The sequence below is a fragment of the Diplocloster hominis genome (assembly GCF_032380655.1).
GTDB classification, from domain to species: domain Bacteria; phylum Bacillota; class Clostridia; order Lachnospirales; family Lachnospiraceae; genus Diplocloster; species Diplocloster hominis.
On the sequence record NZ_JAWDIY010000017.1, the window covers coordinates 24,667 to 41,505 of the forward strand.

Genomic DNA, 16,839 nt, shown 5'->3' on the forward strand with positions numbered 1-16,839 from the left:
ATTTCTGACAATCCCATTATAGACGAATCCGCACCCAATCTCAATCCTTTTTAAAGCCCATTTTGTACCCTTACTGCCCCCGGATGTTTACTCTCTAGTCCGGCATGACCCACACTACTACCGTGTCGGCATAGAAGGTACCCTGATCTGAGGTTCCCCACAGATCTATCTTACTTCCTTTTTTTACATCCTCTTTGGTTCCCGGAGCCATGGTGGATGTCATACGGTCGCTGTTGATCTTCCGAACCTGATATTGGGTCTGGTCTGTGACCATAACTGTAATCGTGTTGTCACTGTTTTCAGGCTCTGAGACTGCGATGCTGCTTTCCCCGTCATCCGATACGTCGACGAATATTTCTGAAATTTCGAACCGGTCATCCTGTATATTCAGGACATCGCCTTCCAGGTCCGGATGATCGTATTCTGAAGGCTCATCCTGCTTATCACCGCTTTCTCCTTTCGCTTCTGTACCGGTATCGGCGGGCTCCTGCGAGGGCGGTAAGGCGTCCTGGCTGCCCTTGTCCGGGGCAGCGGCAGCAGGACTATCCTGCGCGTCAGCTGCCGGAGCAGACGGAGTATCCGGACTCTCCTCTTCTTTCTGTCCGGTGCAGCCTGCCGCGAATAATGCGGCGCTTAGAACCACTGCCATCAAAAACATGCTTTTCTTTGTAAATTCTTTTTTCATTATTATCTGTTCTCCTTTCCTATTCTTACCGGGCCAGTATAGCAGTTGAATTCTATAAAAATCTTTTAATTCCGGATTTTTTACTGTTAACATATCCTTTCATACGAAGGACTGATTGCAATAAGTTTAAATTTTTAATTTATTTTATTTAATTTGGTCTGTCATTTGTTAATATATTCAATATTAATATTAATTTATTTAATTTATATATTGACATTTTCAAATTCAAGGAATATAGTGATAGCAGAACGAAGGAAGGTGAACAAACAAATGTACAATGTCATCAGTCAATGTCCCGTATGCAATGGAAAGCTGAAGGTCGTCAAGTTACAATGCGAAAAATGTGATACTGTGATAGAAAATGATTTTTATCTCAATAAGTTTGACTATCTGTCATCAGACGACCTTAATTTTGTGGAAACCTTTCTAAAATGCAGGGGTAACATCAAAGAGGTGGAAAAAGAGCTGGGTATCTCCTATCCTACCGTCCGATCCAAGCTCGACGGCGTGATCGGGAAACTCGGATATAAAACATTGCCGGCTCCGTCCGCAGACCGGAAAAAAGAAATACTGGATGCTTTGGAAAAAGGGGAAATCACCCCGGAAGAAGCGCTGACCCAATTGAACGAAAAATAATGCAAGGAGAATAAAAATGGAAGAAAAATTGAGAATTTTAAAAATGCTGGAAGAAGGAAAAATTACGGCTGAGCAGGCCGCCGGTCTGATAGAAGCCATAGGGCCTGAAAAAGAAGAGGCTGCTTATGATATCGAACCAACGGCCAACTCCTATGATAAGAAAATGTTCCGGATACAGGTGGACAGCACCGATGGAGATAAAGTAAATATTCAGCTGCCGGTCATCGCTATCCGCAAATTGTTACATGCCACCGGCAAGCTTCCGATCCCTGATGAGTCCCTGCAGGGTGTGGATCTGAAGGAAATCACAAGCGCCGTAATGGATTGTCTGGAGACGCAGACAGACGGTAACATTGTGGATGTCAACGCGGCAGACGGCAGTATCGTCAAGATTTTCATCAGCTAGGAGGGGATGTCCTATGCGTATTATCGTCCGATCCAGGGATGTGAATCTCTGGCTTCCGGTTCCGCTTCGGATGGCCGGCGCCGCCGTCTCGCTGATCCCGGAGTCCGTTTTTCTGCAGATGCAGAAAAGTGTTCCGGCCCCCTACGGGGAATTCGTCACCAAACAGATCCTAAGGGACCTGGTCCGGGAATGCATATCTGTTCTGCTGGATTACCGGGGACTGGAGATTGTCCATATAGAAGCAAGCGACGGAACCTTCGTATCCATAAAATTATAAATGAATTTCATAGGATACTTTTCTTTGAAATTAAGAAAGGGGCTGTGGTGTGCAAATTTTATTTGCTGACAGCCCCTTTTACATTTATCGTGCTGTTGAGTTTTTAAAATGCCCTGATGAGATTTCCATTTTCAGCAGGAAGATATCCGCCTCCATAGTTATCTGCAGGGTGCCGCCGATGTGTTCCAGAAGGCGCTCTACACTCTTAAGCCCGATTCTGGTACTCTCCGGCTGTGTTTTTTTCCTGAGAACGTGATTGGTAAACGTGAGCGTGATGTGATCTTCGTGTATTTCATTCCAGATCTCCACCAGCTCTTTTGGGTCAGCATATTTTCGTATGTTGGAAAAAATGTTGTCAAAGATCCTGTATAACTCATCCGCATTGATTTCCAGCGGAAATTCATCCTCAAACTGGGTAAAGAGCACGTGATAACCGGCACTTCTCAAATCCAGCACTTGTTCCGAGATCATCTGGTTCAAGACCTCACGGCCATCCAGAAGTTCTAACGTTGTCTCTTCTTCCTCCATATCAAAGGCCAGGAAATATTGGAAGAGTTTATCCGACATGGTTTTGATCTGGTAAGCTTTCTCTCTGGCTTTCCCGATATATTCGAACAGCTGCTCTTCGCTTTGATATTTCTTATAATAAATAATATCCAGAAAGCCGATCTGCTTCGTGAGCGGTGTGCGCAGATCGTGGGACATAGCGGTAATCAGCGCGTTATTTGCCTGTTTGGCCCGGTCTTCATTATCGATCCGTTCGATGACGGAGACTCTCATATCTTCGATGCTCTGGGCCAAATCCGCCAGCTCATCATCTCCGAGGATCGTGACCGGCTGGTTCAGATCACCGCTTTCCAGCACCTGCATTTCCTGTTCCAGCCTGCCGATATACCAGATCCTGCCCTTGATCATCCATAAGAACAGGGCCAGGAAGAATAGAAATGCTACGAGAAAGCAGCCAATCAGAAGAGTCACATAATAGACTGTACCGCCGAAATAAAAGAGCAGGATCTCCACCGTTCCCTCCGGAAAATCAAGCTTCACATATCCGTCTGAAATATCGGATATATCCTGTACGGTCAATGGCTCCGAATCCTCGTAATCGAACGCGGCAGAACCTGCATTGAGTACCGGTGAACCATCCAGAAACAGATAGATCACCATGTCCTGGTACTGGCCGATCCATTTCAGCAAGGCCTCCCTGTCACGCACGGAAATATGGTTCTCCGCTAAATATTCCTGAAAATCTTCCCCCAGTTTATAGGCCTGCTTCTGTAAATGGGCCGGACTGTAGATAAAAGTAGTCATCATCTGGTAACCCGGAACCGCCAGTACCGCAAACAGAAGGATCGAGATAATCAGTGAGATGCTGACACGTCCCAGCAGCTTCGTGCCGAGCTTTGTGCGCCATGCCACGCGTTTTTCCTTATTCAATCCGATACCCCTTTCCCCAGATGGTTTTGATGTATTTCGGGTGCTGCGGGTCATCCTCGATCTTTTCCCGAATCTTCCGGATATGTACCGTAATCGTATTATTGGACGTGCTCAGGTATGGTTCATCCCAGACGCTTTCGTACAGATAGCGGGCGGAAAACAGCTTCCTCCGGTTCGCCGCCATCAACCGCAGAATCCGGTATTCCAGATCCGTCAGCAGGATTTCTTTTCCATTTTTTTGAACTTCATTGACCTCCCGGTTAATGGCTAATTCTCCGATCTGGATATAGCTGCTGCGTTCCAGCGTATCTTTTCCTTTATATACATAATAACGGCGTAACAGCCCTTTTACCCTTGCGACCAGTTCCGTGTAGGAAAAAGGCTTTGCCAGATAATCGTCCCCTCCGGAGGAGAATCCCATCGTCAGATCCGACTCCCTGGTTTTGGCAGTCAGAAATAAAATCGGCGCGATGGTCTTTTCACGCAGCAACTGGCAGGCCTTATAACCCGTGATTCCGGGCATCATCACATCCAGAATGATCAGGTCGGTCTGGGGACTCACCATCTGAAGCGCCTCCTCTCCGTCTCTGGCCTCACGGATCTCAAAGCCCTCACTCTCCAGCAATATCCGGATCACCTCCCGGATTTCATCTTCATCATCGACTACTAAAATCTGCCGCTTATCCATTTTTTCAGTCCCCCTTTGTAGATAGTATAAAGTGTTTCTATTCATAACGCAAGGCGTCGATAGGATCCATCTTCGCGGCCTTATTGGCAGGATAATAGCCGAAGAAAATCCCGATCGCCATGGAAAACAAGACGGCTGCCAGCATAGCGCCGACGGAAGGGGCAGCCGGATACCCCAGCGCCTTTGCACCCAGCGCGCCTCCGCCCAGTCCCAGCAGGATACCGATCCCGCCTCCGATCAGGCAGATGAAAATCGATTCGACGATAAATTGAAGCCGGATCGCCCAGTTTTGGGCTCCCAACGCTTTCCTGGTACCGATTTCCCGTGTTCGCTCCGTGATACTGACCAGCATGATATTCATCACCCCGATCCCGCCAACCAGGAGGGATATACCCGCGATGGCTGAGATCGCCAGGGTCATGGTTTTATTCATATTGTTCATTTCCTTGATAAAGGACTGCATGTTTTCTACTTGAACCTCAAAATTCTCATTTTTAGCATAGTAAGGCCGGAAAAAGCTTTTTGTCTTTTCCGTAAAGTCATTCTGATTCGTCCCTGCCCTGGTTACGATGGAAAAGCTCAGATATCCGCCTTGTTTCTGTTTGAGCTGCTGCGCCACGGACAAAGGGATAAAAAAGTCAGTGGAGGCGTCCTTTCCTGATACATAGGTATCTGCATAACCACCCATGGATGCGTCCTTTTTATAGACACCCGCGATGGTAAAAGCGATCACATCTTCGTTCACTTTAACAAAAACCTCTTCCCCAATCGGTGATTTTCCGCGGAACAGTTCCGCCGCCAGAGACTCGGACACAATCGCCAGGTGCTTTTTCCCTTCTATATCTCGGGGAGTGATAAATCTTCCGTACAAAAGCTCCTTATTCTCCGCTTTGGCGTAATCCGCGTTCACCCCTTTGATGTCCACATTCGCTGTTTTACTCCCCAGCTGCGCCTTTCCGCTGCCAACAGACTCCATGAGGGATACGCTTTCCAGCGTATCCGCGTAGCGGGCGGAAAACTGACGGATCATTTCATCCGTCACCAGATCCTCAGCATGTGGTTCCTGGAATATCCCGTTTCCTTCTTCATAATTCGAATTCTTTTCCTGGACCGACACCATGATCTTATTCGTGCCCATCTCCTTCATGGACTCGGCAAAGGCGATCGTCATGGAATTCCCTACCGTAACAATCGCTATGACGGAACCGATGCCGATGATGATTCCAAGCATCGTCAGGACGGCTCTCATCTTATTGGCCAGAAGCCCATTCACAGCCAGTGCGATATTCTCCCAAAGATCCAAGGCCATCCCTCCTTTCTTCCTGGATAATCTGACCGTCCTTGATCGTTACGGTCCGCTGCGTCTCTTCCGCCAGTTCCCGGCTGTGCGTGATAAATACAATGGTCTTTTTCTGTTCTTCATGCAGCGAGTGAAACAGGTCCATAACCATACGGCCGCTTTTGGAATCCAGCGCTCCGGTGGGCTCATCCGCCAGTAAGATATCCGGCTGATTTGCCATAGCCCTGGCGATCGCCACCCGCTGTTTCTGGCCGCCGGAAAGCTCATTGGGATGGTGATCCGCCCGGTCTTGCATTTTCACCATCCGAAGCAGCTCCATCGCCCGTTCCCTGCGTTCCTTTCTGCCGATCCCCTGGTACAGCATAGGCAGTTCCACATTTTTTAACGCCGTAGTCTTGGCGATCAGGTTAAAGGTCTGAAAGATAAATCCAATCTTTTGATTGCGTATTCTGCTCAGATCTTTATCGCTCAGAGAACGGATATCACATCCATCCAGTTGATATTCCCCTTCTGTGGGTCTGTCAAGCGCTCCGATTATATTCATCAACGTACTTTTTCCCGATCCGGAAGCCCCCACAACCGCCAGAAATTCCCCGCCTTTTATATTCAGGTCAATTCCTTTTAATATCTCCAGTTCATTTGGTTTTCCTATATAATAGAGTTTCCTGATATGTTTCATTGAGATTACATTATTTTCCATATGGTTATTCCTTTCCAGCGGCAGCGCCGTCGGCCTGTATGCCCATGTTCGAAGCCCCTGCCGTATCATCCGAAGCCGCGGACTCAGTCTGTCCCCCGGATCCCGCCCCCTGCGGGATTCCGGCCAACGTATCCACCGGCTGTATCTGCACTTTCATTCCCTCCGACACCGTCTCAGGAGAGTTGACGATCTGCATATCCTCCGTCAGCTGGTCGGAGTGAACTTCTACGTAGTAATCATTTTCCAGCCCCTTGGTCACAAGAATCTTCCGGACCTGGTACAGATCCCCCTCGGACGGCACCGCCGCATACAGATAGGAATTTCCATCCTCACCTTCCGTCACCGCGCTATAAGGCACCGTATACCCGCCTTGTCCTTCTTCCAGAATGATCTTTACTTTTGTGTTCATGCCGATCAGAACATTTGGATTCTTCTGGTCCAGGATGATCTCGATCTCGTATTCGGCGGCGCTGCCCTGACCGGAATTATTTGCCCCATCCCCGCTCTTGATCGGTGTCATATAGATTTTCCCCACCTTACCAGTCATCTCATCACTGCTTAAGGCATCCAGGATGACTTTTGCCTTCATACCCTCTTTTATCTTTAGTATGTCGAATTCCTTGATCCTGGCCGAAATATGTATGGCTTCGGTATCCTCGATTACCATCACCGTATTACCCGTAACCGGAGAACCGGCTTCTGCGCTGATCGATGTTACGGTCCCGTCAAAGGGCGCCAGGATTGTCGTGTTTTTCAAATTAGCCTCCAGCTTCTTTACCTCCGTCTCCTGGGTATCCGTGTTCTTCTCAAGCTTTGCGGTATTTATCGTATCCTGGGCTGCCTCTATCTGCTGCCTCGTGGAAGCTTTTGTGCTTTCCCTGCTGTCTTCCAGATCCCTGATCTGCTTTTTTGCCGCATTCGCCTCATTATTTGCCGATTCGATCTCCGTCTGCAGGGCTTGTATTTTTCCCTCCATCGCCGTGATCCTGGCATCGCTCTCCGCTTTCAACGATTCATCCGTTATACCAGCCTGCGCGGTTTTCTCCGCTTCCAGTGCTTTCCTCTGCTCTTCCATCTGATCCTTTAACTGATCCGACCGGACCCTGGCATTATTCTGCGCATCCTGGGCATCCCGTATATCCGAATCCGCCTTATTCATCTGACGTTCCTGTTCCTGTTTCGCGTTTTCCAAAGCCCTTCGGTGCACTGCGCTCTGATTCTCATTCAAAGCCTGAACGTTTTTTAGATTCTTACGCGCCGCTTCCAGATCGGTTTTGATCATAGAATCGTCAAAATTGCAAAGCGGATCTCCTTTTTTCACCTTATCCCCAGGCTTCACAAAGATCTCTTTTACATTGGACGTCAGTGCAGTCGTGATCTTAGCTGAGTGCTCGCTTCTGACCGTCCCGCTCGTATTAACAGCCGTCTCCACCTGTTTTTTACTCACCCCGGATGTCTCCACTGTGGGAACCTGTGTTCCCCCGCTCCCCGCCAGATAATATTTTTCGGCTGCCACAGACGCCGTCAACAGTACAACAGCAACGATTCCTGTAATCATCAAAATTTTTTTCCGCATGCATCGTTTCCTTTCTATGTATCTAACACTCCTATGTAGTTATCACTCAACCGTCAATCCCGGTTTCTGTAAAAAGTATAAAAAAAGAATCTTATCAGAAAGCAACAACATTTCTTAAAGATTCTTAAACAGGAAAGATATGAATCTCACTTATCGCCGAAGCAGAATCAGGGCAGGTGCAGGGAGCGGCGCCGCTCCTTACACCTGCCCAATACGGTCCCATAGACAAGTTAAATTTTTACAACTGATCCTTAATCTTAGCCAGCGCAGCCGCCAGGGAATTATTTAACGGTTCGCCGGCTTCCTTCTGTTGCTTCTTCATATAGTTCTGTACGTCACGTTTGGAGACACCTGCGCCCTCTTTTTCGCGCCGGGCTTTAAAGGCACTCATCTTTTCTTTATAGCCGCACGCACAGATAAAAGTCTCGTTTTCTCCTTTTCCTACCAGCTCCATCTTTTTATGGCATTTGGGGCAGCGGGCGTTGGAAGTCCGGGATATGGTTTCCCGGTGGCCGCATTCCCGATCCTGGCAGACCAGCATTTTGCTGTTTTTTCCATTGACGCAGAGCATCCGCTTTCCGCAGACCGGACATTTGGTGTTCGTCAGGTTATCATGACGGAAGGTTCCGTCCCCGGTTTTTATTTCCGATATCAGCGTCTGGGTGTAAGTATGGATCTCGTTTAGAAACTGCTCTTTTTTCAGCTTTCCCTTGGAGATATCAGATAGCTTCATTTCCCAGGCGGCGGTCAGTTCCGGCTTTCTCAAATCGTCCGGTACCAGCTCCAGGAGCTGCTTTGCCTTGGAGGTCAGGTAGATTTCTTTTCCTCTTTTTTCCATCAGGAACGAATGGAATAATTTCTCAATAATATCCGCCCGGGTGGCAACGGTTCCTAATCCTCCGGTTTCTCCGATGGTCTTAACCGCTTCCCGGTCTTTGGTTTCCATGTATTTTACAGGATTTTCCATGGCGGTCAACAGCGCTGCCTCATCGAATCTGGACGGTGGTGCCGTCTTCCCCGTCGTGATACGTACGTCCTCTACCGGGAACATGGCGCCTTTTAGCAGATCCGGCAAAGAGCCCACAGCGTCATCGTCTTCTTCCAGTTCCATGGTTTCATATACGGTTTTCCAGCCGGCTTTTTTTACTACTTTGCCTTTGGCCTGAAACAGGTTTCCCCGAATCTCAGCCTTCATTACGGTCTGTTCATATTCAAAAGGCGGGTATAGAACGGCCAGGAAACGCCGCACTACCAGATCGTAGATTTTCTTTTCTTCATTCGACATATGTTCCATCTGTACGAATTGCTCGGTCGGAATGATGGCATGGTGATCACTGACCTTGGTATTGTCCACAAAGGACTTGTTTCCTTTTACCGGCCTGGTCAGCAGCGGTCCGGCCAGTTTCTTGTAGGGGCCAAAAGAGCAGGCGCGGATTCGTTCCGGCAGGGTATCTACCACATCCGTACTGATATAGCGGGAATCTGTCCTGGGGTAGGTCAGAACCTTATGATTCTCATATAAACGCTGCATAATATTCAGGGTTTCTTTCGCCGAAAATCCAAAACGTTTGCTGGCGTCCCTCTGAAGCTCCGTCAAATCATAAAGTCCGGGCGCGTTGGTCTTCCTGGCTGTCTTTTCAACCGCAGTCACGGTCAGCTTCTGATTCTGAACCAGTTCAGCTGCTTTCTCGATCCGCTCTTTCTGAAAGGTCCGCATGGAACCGTTCGCTGCCTCCTGCCAGTGCCAGAGCACTTTCCCGGCCGTCACGGTCATTCCATAGTATTCCTGGGGTTTAAAGTTCCGGATCTCTTCCTCTCTTTTGGCAATCATAGCCAGTGTCGGAGTCTGAACCCTTCCGCAGGACAGCTGGGCGTTATATTTGCAGGTCAGCGCCCGGGTAGCGTTAATTCCCACCAGCCAGTCGGCTTCTGCCCGGGATTGGGCAGCAGCATATAAGTTCAGATATTCCTTTCCGTCGTGCAGATGCGCGAATCCCTCCCGGATCGCCTTATCGGTGACAGACGAAATCCAGAGACGTTTCACCGGTTTTTGATTTCTGGCTTTTTCCAGAATCCAGCGCGCTACCAGTTCCCCCTCTCTGCCGGCATCTGTGGCAATAATGATTTCCTGGATGTCCTTGCGGTTGATCTGGCTTTTAACCGTCTGATACTGTTTGGCAGTCTGCTTGATAACGACCAGCTCCATGCGCTTTGGAAGCATAGGCAGGTCTTCTAATTTCCATTCCTTATATTTGCCATCATAAGCTTCCGGATCGGCCAGGGTGACCAGATGTCCCAAAGCCCAGGTCACCACATAGCGGCTCCCCTCCAACACACCCTGATTCGGCCCGCATTTTAATACACGCGCGATATCCCTGGCAACAGATGGCTTTTCAGCGATTATTAATGATTTCATAATATACTCCTTTGTCTGCATTCTCACTGTGTTCCAGTATCGCATTCCCCATCATTAGAAGTCAATACTTTCCAGCTAATTTTCTCCGGCATTTTCCCAGACTATTGCGGATTCAGTGCTGCTTTTACCTATTTGTCTCCCGCAGAGCTTTTTGGGCGCGGTTTCGAAAAAGCATTCCTACAGCGATCAGCAGCAAACCGCAGATAATGATAATGTACTGAATCGGCACCCGGTCGCTGAGAGGGCCGAATCCCAGAATAGCCACGGGCATCACGCCCTGGGAAACGAATTGGAGCAACGAAAAGACACGTCCCATGTAGGCCGGGTCAGTATTGGTCTGGATCAGCACGGTCTGGGCGGTGATCATAAACGGCAGAAATATTCCGCACACACAGTCCAGCAGCAAGTACAGCCAGAAGGCACGGCTTAACCCCATCAGGCTGAAAATACCGCCGAATCCCAGCAGGGATACCGCGATGGCCGTAATTTTATTTTTAAAGTCTCCCTTCCAGGCAATGAGAACTCCGCCGATCAGCGATCCAACTGTCCAGAACATTTCGTTGGCTGTGAGTTTCCACACCTCATCTCCAAAGGTTCTGGCCACCATGAGCGGCGATAAATAAGAGGCAGGAGTAATCAAGATGAAAGTGAAAGCATAGCAGATCATTATAGTTTTCAAAAGCGGATGGTTCCAGGTATAGCGTACTCCGCTTTTCAGCTCCGCTCCGATACTGCTCTGTTCCTTCTTTTCAAATGCTTTCTTTTTTATCTTCATGCCGGACATAATCCCGATAGCGACGGTGGCCGTTATGACATCAATACAGAATGCCCATTTTATTCCCAGGGTCCCAAGGATTACGCCTCCTGCCGCGGGAGAGATCAGCAACAGGATATTATTTAATGTCTGGTTGATCCCGTTCATCCGCACCAGCTGATTCTCCGGAACAATAACCGGATACAGCGCATTGACGGCAGGACTCTGGAAACCCTGCCCCATGGAACGCAGAAAAGATATAATCATCAAAAGCGGCAGGCTTTCATGACCGGCCTGGAAAGCCAGAAATGCGGCGAATGTGGCCAGAGCCGTAAATGCGTCCGCCAGCATGATAATCATTTTCCGGTTGTATCGGTCCGCGATCACCCCTGCCCACAGAGAGACCAATACCTGAGGGATCAGGGAAGCTATCGTTGACAGTGTAATCCAAAAGCCTGAGGTGGTCTTTAAAGTCACATACCATATGATAGAGAATCCTACCACTGATGATCCAAAGATGGAAAGATTCTGACTGATCAGAAACATTAGAATCTGCTTCTTCCAATTGTGTTGTTCTTGTTTTTTTTGCATTGTTTCCTCCATGCGTGCATTTCCCAGCACATTATAGGTATACTTTTCCTCGTGTCTTAAGTTCACAGTCATAATAGGTACAAAAAATGCAGGCAACCCTGTAAAGGAATTGTCTGCATAAAATAGACGTGTCAAGAATACCGTACCTGAAAAAAGCCGTACCGCACATGATCCCTCATCCATCCGAAAATAAGCATAACAAAAAAATCCTTTATAGCAGAGCTGCTGCTGATTTTTTGTTGTTATCTTAAACGGATAGTAAACAACATGCCGGTTTATGCCTCCTTATTGTTTCAATAGACTTTAAATTCATACTTTTGTTTGCTTTTCTATTTCTCTATCATATCTGGCGATATTATATCATCTTTCTTTTTATTATGCAATTGGAAATAGCTCAGGTCTGATCCGTTCTCAAGCAGTCGTTCTCAAGCAGTTTTCAAGCATTGTCTATTAATTTACATTTTTTCAGGTATTGGAGCACCGAACAGTTATAAAAGTCCGTTTGGATGGAACTTCGTTCTTTACCATCCGGCTTCGCTTTTGGCGCTGTGTCCTTCCACTCATCCATAAGTTTTTGGTATGCACGGTCCAGTTCTTTCGGGTTATATTGGAACTTACTGCTCTGAAATTGGGCCAGGACTTCTCTCCATTTTGTCCCGTTATGTTTACGGAACCAAAGATAAAGCTGACATACGTTCTGGACATTCTGGTATTTTGATTCCATTGGTCCCAAAGCATAGATCTTTTTTAATAATATTTCACCTGACCGGATTCGCAGTTGTGTAATCCCATAGGTTTTCCAGACGTAACAGCATACACCCGACAGATAGAGAATCACCCAAAAGAGGGATGACATCAGCAACGGATATAATAAAAAAATACGTGTAAATCCCAGAAGAGAAAGATAGTTATTAAGGGAAATGGTTTCCTGATGAAACCATGCATAAAGTCTGATCGGCAGCCATTCCAGGCTGTATATTCCTTTTGTAATCGCAATTCCGGTATCCTCTCCCATAAAGGACGCTATGATTCCCATTGCAAAAACAAATAGGAGCAGGAACGCGCTGACCGTTCCCCATCCCGCTATGAACAGCAGGAAGCCAGGTTTATCAGGTTCTTTTTTCCAACATTTATCACTCTTCTGCTGATTTTTATCATGATGTATCCGGCTATAGGGGATCTCTTTTCGCAGTTCCCGAAGGACAAGCTCCATCGTGCATGCGTTCCGAAAAAATAATATATTTTCTTTTGTATCCAAATACTGCTTACCTCCTGGCACTAAGTTGAAACAGCCGGTATAGTCCCCGGTATTACAGGAGAACATAAAGTTAATTTCTATCCTATATCGTATATTCTGTTTGTTGTTGAAATATAAGCTACTAAAAGTATAAACTTTTTCGGAATTATATGCAATATTATTTTACTTGCATATTTGATTGTGATATTGCTTGTATTTATAAATGTTTATTTCCCTATAAAATTACCCTAATGGAGGTGATGATGTGTTTGAAATAAAAAAAATTAAATCATCGAACAAAACAATCCGAATGCCGAATGATCTGATAGAAAATCTGGAGAGACTTGCATTTGAAAATGATATCAGTTTTAACCAGCTGGTGGTTCAATGCTGCGAGTACGCGCTGGACAATATGGAACCGAATCACATGGATGACTCTTCAGGGATATAGGGGCTTATGGCAGGGGACTGGCATCTTTCGGCAGTTACGCCAAATCTACAAGCAACTGCGTGGAGAAAGAGGCCTGTCCCCGGATGTTGAATGGAATAGCCCTGCATCCGGGGGAAGCAGGCTCTTTATTTTTTCGAATAGACCTGCATCCGGGGACAGGCCCCTTTCTCCATGCAGTTGCTGAAAGATTTGGCGTAACTGCCGAAAGATGCCAGTCCCCTTTCAGCCGGCTGTGATAAGTAATGATCGGTGAGAAATTTAGGTATTTTTGTAAAAAAAGTCTTGCATATTTTTCTAAAATGAGTATAATAATGGATGTGGCTGTTTTCAGCCAGGAAAAATAGAATATGCTGGAATAGCTCAGTCGGTAGAGCGACGCACTCGTAATGCGTAGGTCGTCAGTTCAAATCTGATTTCCAGCTGCTTGGAAACCTCTGATTTTATCAGGGGTTTTTTTGATATTTAAGGCTAATATGTGATTTAAAAAATAGTTACTTTTTAAGGATTGGTCAACATTTGGTCAACACTCTTTCTTCATATAATAGGACTTAATAAATATGGATGACAATGTCTTCTGCCCGCTTAGCTTCGGTTCCGGATCAACGAATTTCGTCTGTCCGGGTTTCGCTATCCTATCTGGCGCCTTCGTATGTTTTTCGGACGAACGAATTTCGTACGCCTGAGCTGCAGGTGGGTAATGAAGCGATATGTACCCTGCCTAGAATCTAAGAAGAGGCATTCATTTAGGACAACTTCGATATTTTTCTATATTCAAGATCTTTAGCTCTCAGAATGTTTATAGGGATACGGTATGCGGCCATATCCCTAATTTTAATTTGTCGTGATATACCAAAGTTTATATACCTTTGTCTCCACAAAGTGGATGAATTTGAACTTATCATTATAAAAATAAAATTGTCCTATATGTCCCACATGTCCTACCGTGAAATGATATTATAGAGAAAAGATTTGATAGCAACAAAAACTAACTTTGATAATAGGCCCGGCAACTGTCGGTCTTTATTATAAAAATTCGCCTGGACGCGGGCAAAATGGGCGCAGGAACTCGGAGACGAAACCCGGATAAAAAAGAGAAGTGTTGTATAGAAAAACTGCGCAATCATATTTCATAAACACTAGTGAATAATAATGAGAAAGGATGATATAACATGGCTTAAAGAAAGAATATCAAGTAAAACATAAAGAGAACTACTATCGACTACAATTTGGACATGATGATACTTAATTATCAATTAAACACCTGTATTTAACCTTACACGATAAATACAATTAAATGAACGGAGGTTTATATATGGCTTTTACAGAACAAGATCTTATTGAAGCTTTTAAAAAATGTATGCGTGCAGTCCTTCCTAATTTAGGAGCACTTATACAAGGAGACCCCCTTCCTATGATATTCGATTACTATGATTATGCTGAATGGGCTGCAGAAAAATTTAAGGGGCAGAGTATTATTGGCGGCGATTTTCATTGGTCATGGAATGAGAATCCAGAAGAAGACTCTGAAAAATTCGGTGCGCCTATTGACAATGGTGATGGTACAATAACATTAAACAACGCTACTATCAGTATATTATATCAATACGTAAATGATAAAATTAAAGAGCAGTTAGGTTACTTTGTATATAACCCTTTGCCACTAACAAGCGTTGTCGATATGCAATATTGGGAACCGGATCGAGTAAAATCCTTTCAATATTTAATGGATAATGGACCGATGGCAATAAGAATGGAAGTAATGAGAATTTTCAAGAACAAAATCATAGCTCCGAACTTAATTTACAATGTAGCTTTTCCTGGAGAACTTATGTGCAAAGGTGGCACAGGAGTGTACGCATGTTATAATAATGATGGTAATTTAAATATTTATAACTATGATGGAACCTTAAATTCTCCACAATATATATTAACCTATTTGTCACCAGATTCATACAAAGATGATAATTTTTATCATATTGGAATCAAAACAGACGCTTATGGAAATCCCACTCTTATTTCTAATACCTTGAAGATAGAACCTCATGAAATACTAGGGCCACCAATTAAGATATTTAATAATCGCACATCGCTTAATGTTTATTTGTCTGAGACTGAGAAAAAAATATATACTGGAAGTAATTTTAACAGTTTCGATTTATCGAAAGATAATAAAATTACCCTAAATAAAGATTTGTATTATAATACTGACTGGTCGGCTATAAATGATACAGCAGTAAATAATATTAATAAAGGGATTACCGATTTAACAACCATCTTCGATAGAACTCCAAATGAAACAGAGTTTCAGGCTATCATAAACGATAATGTTAAATCCATAACTGATGCAATATTAAAGGGAGATGGAAAAATAACAGATTTAATAAATTCAACAACCGCCGAGCAACTCACATGGTTGAAAAATATCTATACTCACCAAGAGGATTTAAGCGATGATTTGGCTGTCGGTTTAGATAGTATAGGTGCTACCCTAGCAACGGTCATTAATAAATGTGATGAGATTATAAGTAAAATGCCCTAGTCCAAAATCTTTATAAGGAAGGCGGTGGTCGTCGTAGAATCGCATACCGATAATATTTTACAGGTAGGTCACGCATTCTGCAGGGACTTTACCTCCATACGGCCAGTAGTATAAGGTGTTACGGATCAGTTTATAAAATTTAGATCTTATGGTTTCCCCCGGTCAGTAACTAATCTGGCCGGGGGATTTATATGCTTATAAAAGGTTCGTGATTGTCTTCGGCCCACAAAGACCATCTGCTTTCAATCCTGCCGTCCTCTGGCGCTTCTTCACCTCATTTTCGGTGGCTGGGCCATATTCACCATCTTCTTCAAGTCCGGCGCCTGACAGCTCGTTTAAGCGCTTCTGCGCCCAATCCACCATAACGCCGGAACTGCCACGCCGCAGTACAACCTTTCTGAGCGCCGCCCTGGTCTTGGGTCCTACCTTTCCATCCTCTTCCAGCGGCTTCCCGTCGTCGTCCCGGTATCCATCAAGGTTCAAAGCATTCTGCAACGCCTTGACCTCTGGCCGGCCAGACTGCGTGGGTTCAGGATTTTCGACCATGAACTCAAAATCCACATAGAATTCATTAATATCAACTCTGCCGCTGATACCGGGAACCTTTCCGGAAGAAGATTTCTGCCAGATGGCGCAGGAACGTTTCTCCGAATCACTTAACCTAGAGGTGTACCGAGCATACCACAGATAGGCATCGATCCGCTCGAGGTCGAAATAGTTTTTCAGATAATCTTTATTGGAGTATAGAACGGGGATGTAGCCGGCGGATGCTACTTCTTCGCAGAATACCCGGGCCATTTCCGTTGCCTTCCCGCGATCGATCCGGACGCCTTTCTTCGCTGCATACTGTACGGAGTCATATTCCAGGTCATAGGCAATCGGGCAACAGGACCGGTATTTCCCGACAGCCTCTATGGCGCAGCGTGCCTCCTGGCGGGCCATTTCGATATCAAGTGGATATCCGAACCAGTACGCACCGAATTGAATACCGTGGTCGATACATGCCTGCGCGTATCGATCGAAAGCCTTGTCAATGTTGTTCTGACCGTATCCCGCCCGCAGGATGACATATTCGATTCCCGCCTCCTTTAACTGGGAGAAATCCACATATCTATTGTGATAGCTTAAATCAACTCCTAAGTACAT

At 45.7% G+C, this 16,839-nt stretch carries 15 protein-coding genes and 1 tRNA gene; 6 read left to right on the top strand and 10 right to left on the bottom strand.

The window, feature by feature from the left end; genetic code table 11:
* Window positions 1-94 precede the first annotated feature (94 nt).
* Complete coding sequence (locus ABC831_RS15765) at window positions 95-685, bottom strand: hypothetical protein (RefSeq protein ID WP_343249061.1); 591 nt, start codon at window positions 683-685, stop codon at window positions 95-97.
* 270 nt (window positions 686-955) lie between these two features.
* Between ABC831_RS15765 and ABC831_RS15770 the strand changes: the two genes are divergently transcribed.
* The 3 genes from ABC831_RS15770 to ABC831_RS15780 are packed head-to-tail and all read left to right on the top strand — an operon-like array spanning window position 956 to window position 2,004.
* A complete protein-coding gene (locus tag ABC831_RS15770; protein WP_343249156.1) occupies window positions 956-1,321 on the top strand; it encodes a DUF2089 domain-containing protein in 366 nt (121 codons plus the stop codon).
* A 16-nt stretch (window positions 1,322-1,337) separates the two neighbouring features.
* The gene (locus ABC831_RS15775; protein WP_343249062.1) at window positions 1,338-1,727 is read left to right on the top strand and encodes an SHOCT-like domain-containing protein; all 390 of its coding nucleotides are present in this window, start codon (window positions 1,338-1,340) and stop codon (window positions 1,725-1,727) included.
* A gap of 13 nt (window positions 1,728-1,740) precedes the next feature.
* Complete coding sequence (locus ABC831_RS15780) at window positions 1,741-2,004, top strand: hypothetical protein (RefSeq protein WP_343249063.1); 264 nt, start codon at window positions 1,741-1,743, stop codon at window positions 2,002-2,004.
* A gap of 84 nt (window positions 2,005-2,088) precedes the next feature.
* Here the strand turns inward: ABC831_RS15780 and ABC831_RS15785 are convergent, their stop codons facing one another.
* The 8 genes from ABC831_RS15785 to ABC831_RS15820 all read right to left on the bottom strand — a co-directional run bounded on the left by ABC831_RS15785 (window position 2,089) and on the right by ABC831_RS15820 (window position 12,724).
* Window positions 2,089-3,441 carry a sensor histidine kinase gene (locus ABC831_RS15785; RefSeq protein ID WP_343249064.1) on the bottom strand — a complete coding sequence of 451 codons (1,353 nt, stop codon included), beginning with the start codon at window positions 3,439-3,441 and terminating at the stop codon, window positions 2,089-2,091.
* Window positions 3,434-4,129: a response regulator transcription factor gene (locus ABC831_RS15790; protein WP_343249065.1), complete on the bottom strand. Its 696-nt coding sequence runs from the start codon at window positions 4,127-4,129 to the stop codon at window positions 3,434-3,436. Before ABC831_RS15790 ends, ABC831_RS15785 begins: the two co-directional genes overlap by 8 nt.
* A 37-nt stretch (window positions 4,130-4,166) precedes the next feature.
* Window positions 4,167-5,378, bottom strand: coding sequence for an ABC transporter permease (locus tag ABC831_RS15795; protein WP_425524598.1), 1,212 nt, complete (start codon window positions 5,376-5,378; stop codon window positions 4,167-4,169).
* Window position 5,379: 1 nt separating this feature from the next.
* Entirely contained in the window at window positions 5,380-6,108 is a 729-nt protein-coding gene (locus tag ABC831_RS15800) for an ABC transporter ATP-binding protein (protein ID WP_343249067.1), read from the bottom strand.
* A 25-nt stretch (window positions 6,109-6,133) separates the two neighbouring features.
* The gene (locus ABC831_RS15805) at window positions 6,134-7,687 is read right to left on the bottom strand and encodes an efflux RND transporter periplasmic adaptor subunit (RefSeq protein WP_343249068.1); all 1,554 of its coding nucleotides are present in this window, start codon (window positions 7,685-7,687) and stop codon (window positions 6,134-6,136) included.
* 256 nt (window positions 7,688-7,943) lie between these two features.
* Window positions 7,944-10,121, bottom strand: a complete 2,178-nt coding sequence (locus tag ABC831_RS15810; RefSeq protein WP_343249069.1) for a DNA topoisomerase III — start codon at window positions 10,119-10,121, stop codon at window positions 7,944-7,946.
* 124 nt (window positions 10,122-10,245) lie between these two features.
* Window positions 10,246-11,466, bottom strand: a complete 1,221-nt coding sequence (locus ABC831_RS15815) for an MFS transporter (protein WP_343249070.1) — start codon at window positions 11,464-11,466, stop codon at window positions 10,246-10,248.
* A 436-nt stretch (window positions 11,467-11,902) separates the two neighbouring features.
* Window positions 11,903-12,724 carry a hypothetical protein gene (locus ABC831_RS15820; RefSeq protein WP_343249071.1) on the bottom strand — a complete coding sequence of 274 codons (822 nt, stop codon included), beginning with the start codon at window positions 12,722-12,724 and terminating at the stop codon, window positions 11,903-11,905.
* A 244-nt stretch (window positions 12,725-12,968) separates the two neighbouring features.
* Here ABC831_RS15820 and ABC831_RS15825 point away from each other — a divergent pair, with 244 nt between their 5' ends.
* The 3 genes from ABC831_RS15825 to ABC831_RS15835 all read left to right on the top strand — a co-directional run bounded on the left by ABC831_RS15825 (window position 12,969) and on the right by ABC831_RS15835 (window position 15,693).
* Window positions 12,969-13,154, top strand: a complete 186-nt coding sequence (locus ABC831_RS15825) for a YlcI/YnfO family protein (RefSeq protein WP_343249072.1) — start codon at window positions 12,969-12,971, stop codon at window positions 13,152-13,154.
* Window positions 13,155-13,503: 349 nt separating this feature from the next.
* A tRNA-Thr gene (locus tag ABC831_RS15830) sits at window positions 13,504-13,576 on the top strand.
* 890 nt (window positions 13,577-14,466) lie between these two features.
* Window positions 14,467-15,693 (top strand): hypothetical protein, encoded by a 1,227-nt coding sequence (locus ABC831_RS15835; protein WP_343249073.1) that lies wholly within the window; start codon window positions 14,467-14,469, stop codon window positions 15,691-15,693.
* A 195-nt stretch (window positions 15,694-15,888) separates the two neighbouring features.
* On the opposite strand, the gene ABC831_RS15840 is transcribed toward ABC831_RS15835, so the two are convergent.
* The gene (locus tag ABC831_RS15840) at window positions 15,889-16,839 is read right to left on the bottom strand and encodes a GH25 family lysozyme (RefSeq protein ID WP_343249074.1); all 951 of its coding nucleotides are present in this window, start codon (window positions 16,837-16,839) and stop codon (window positions 15,889-15,891) included.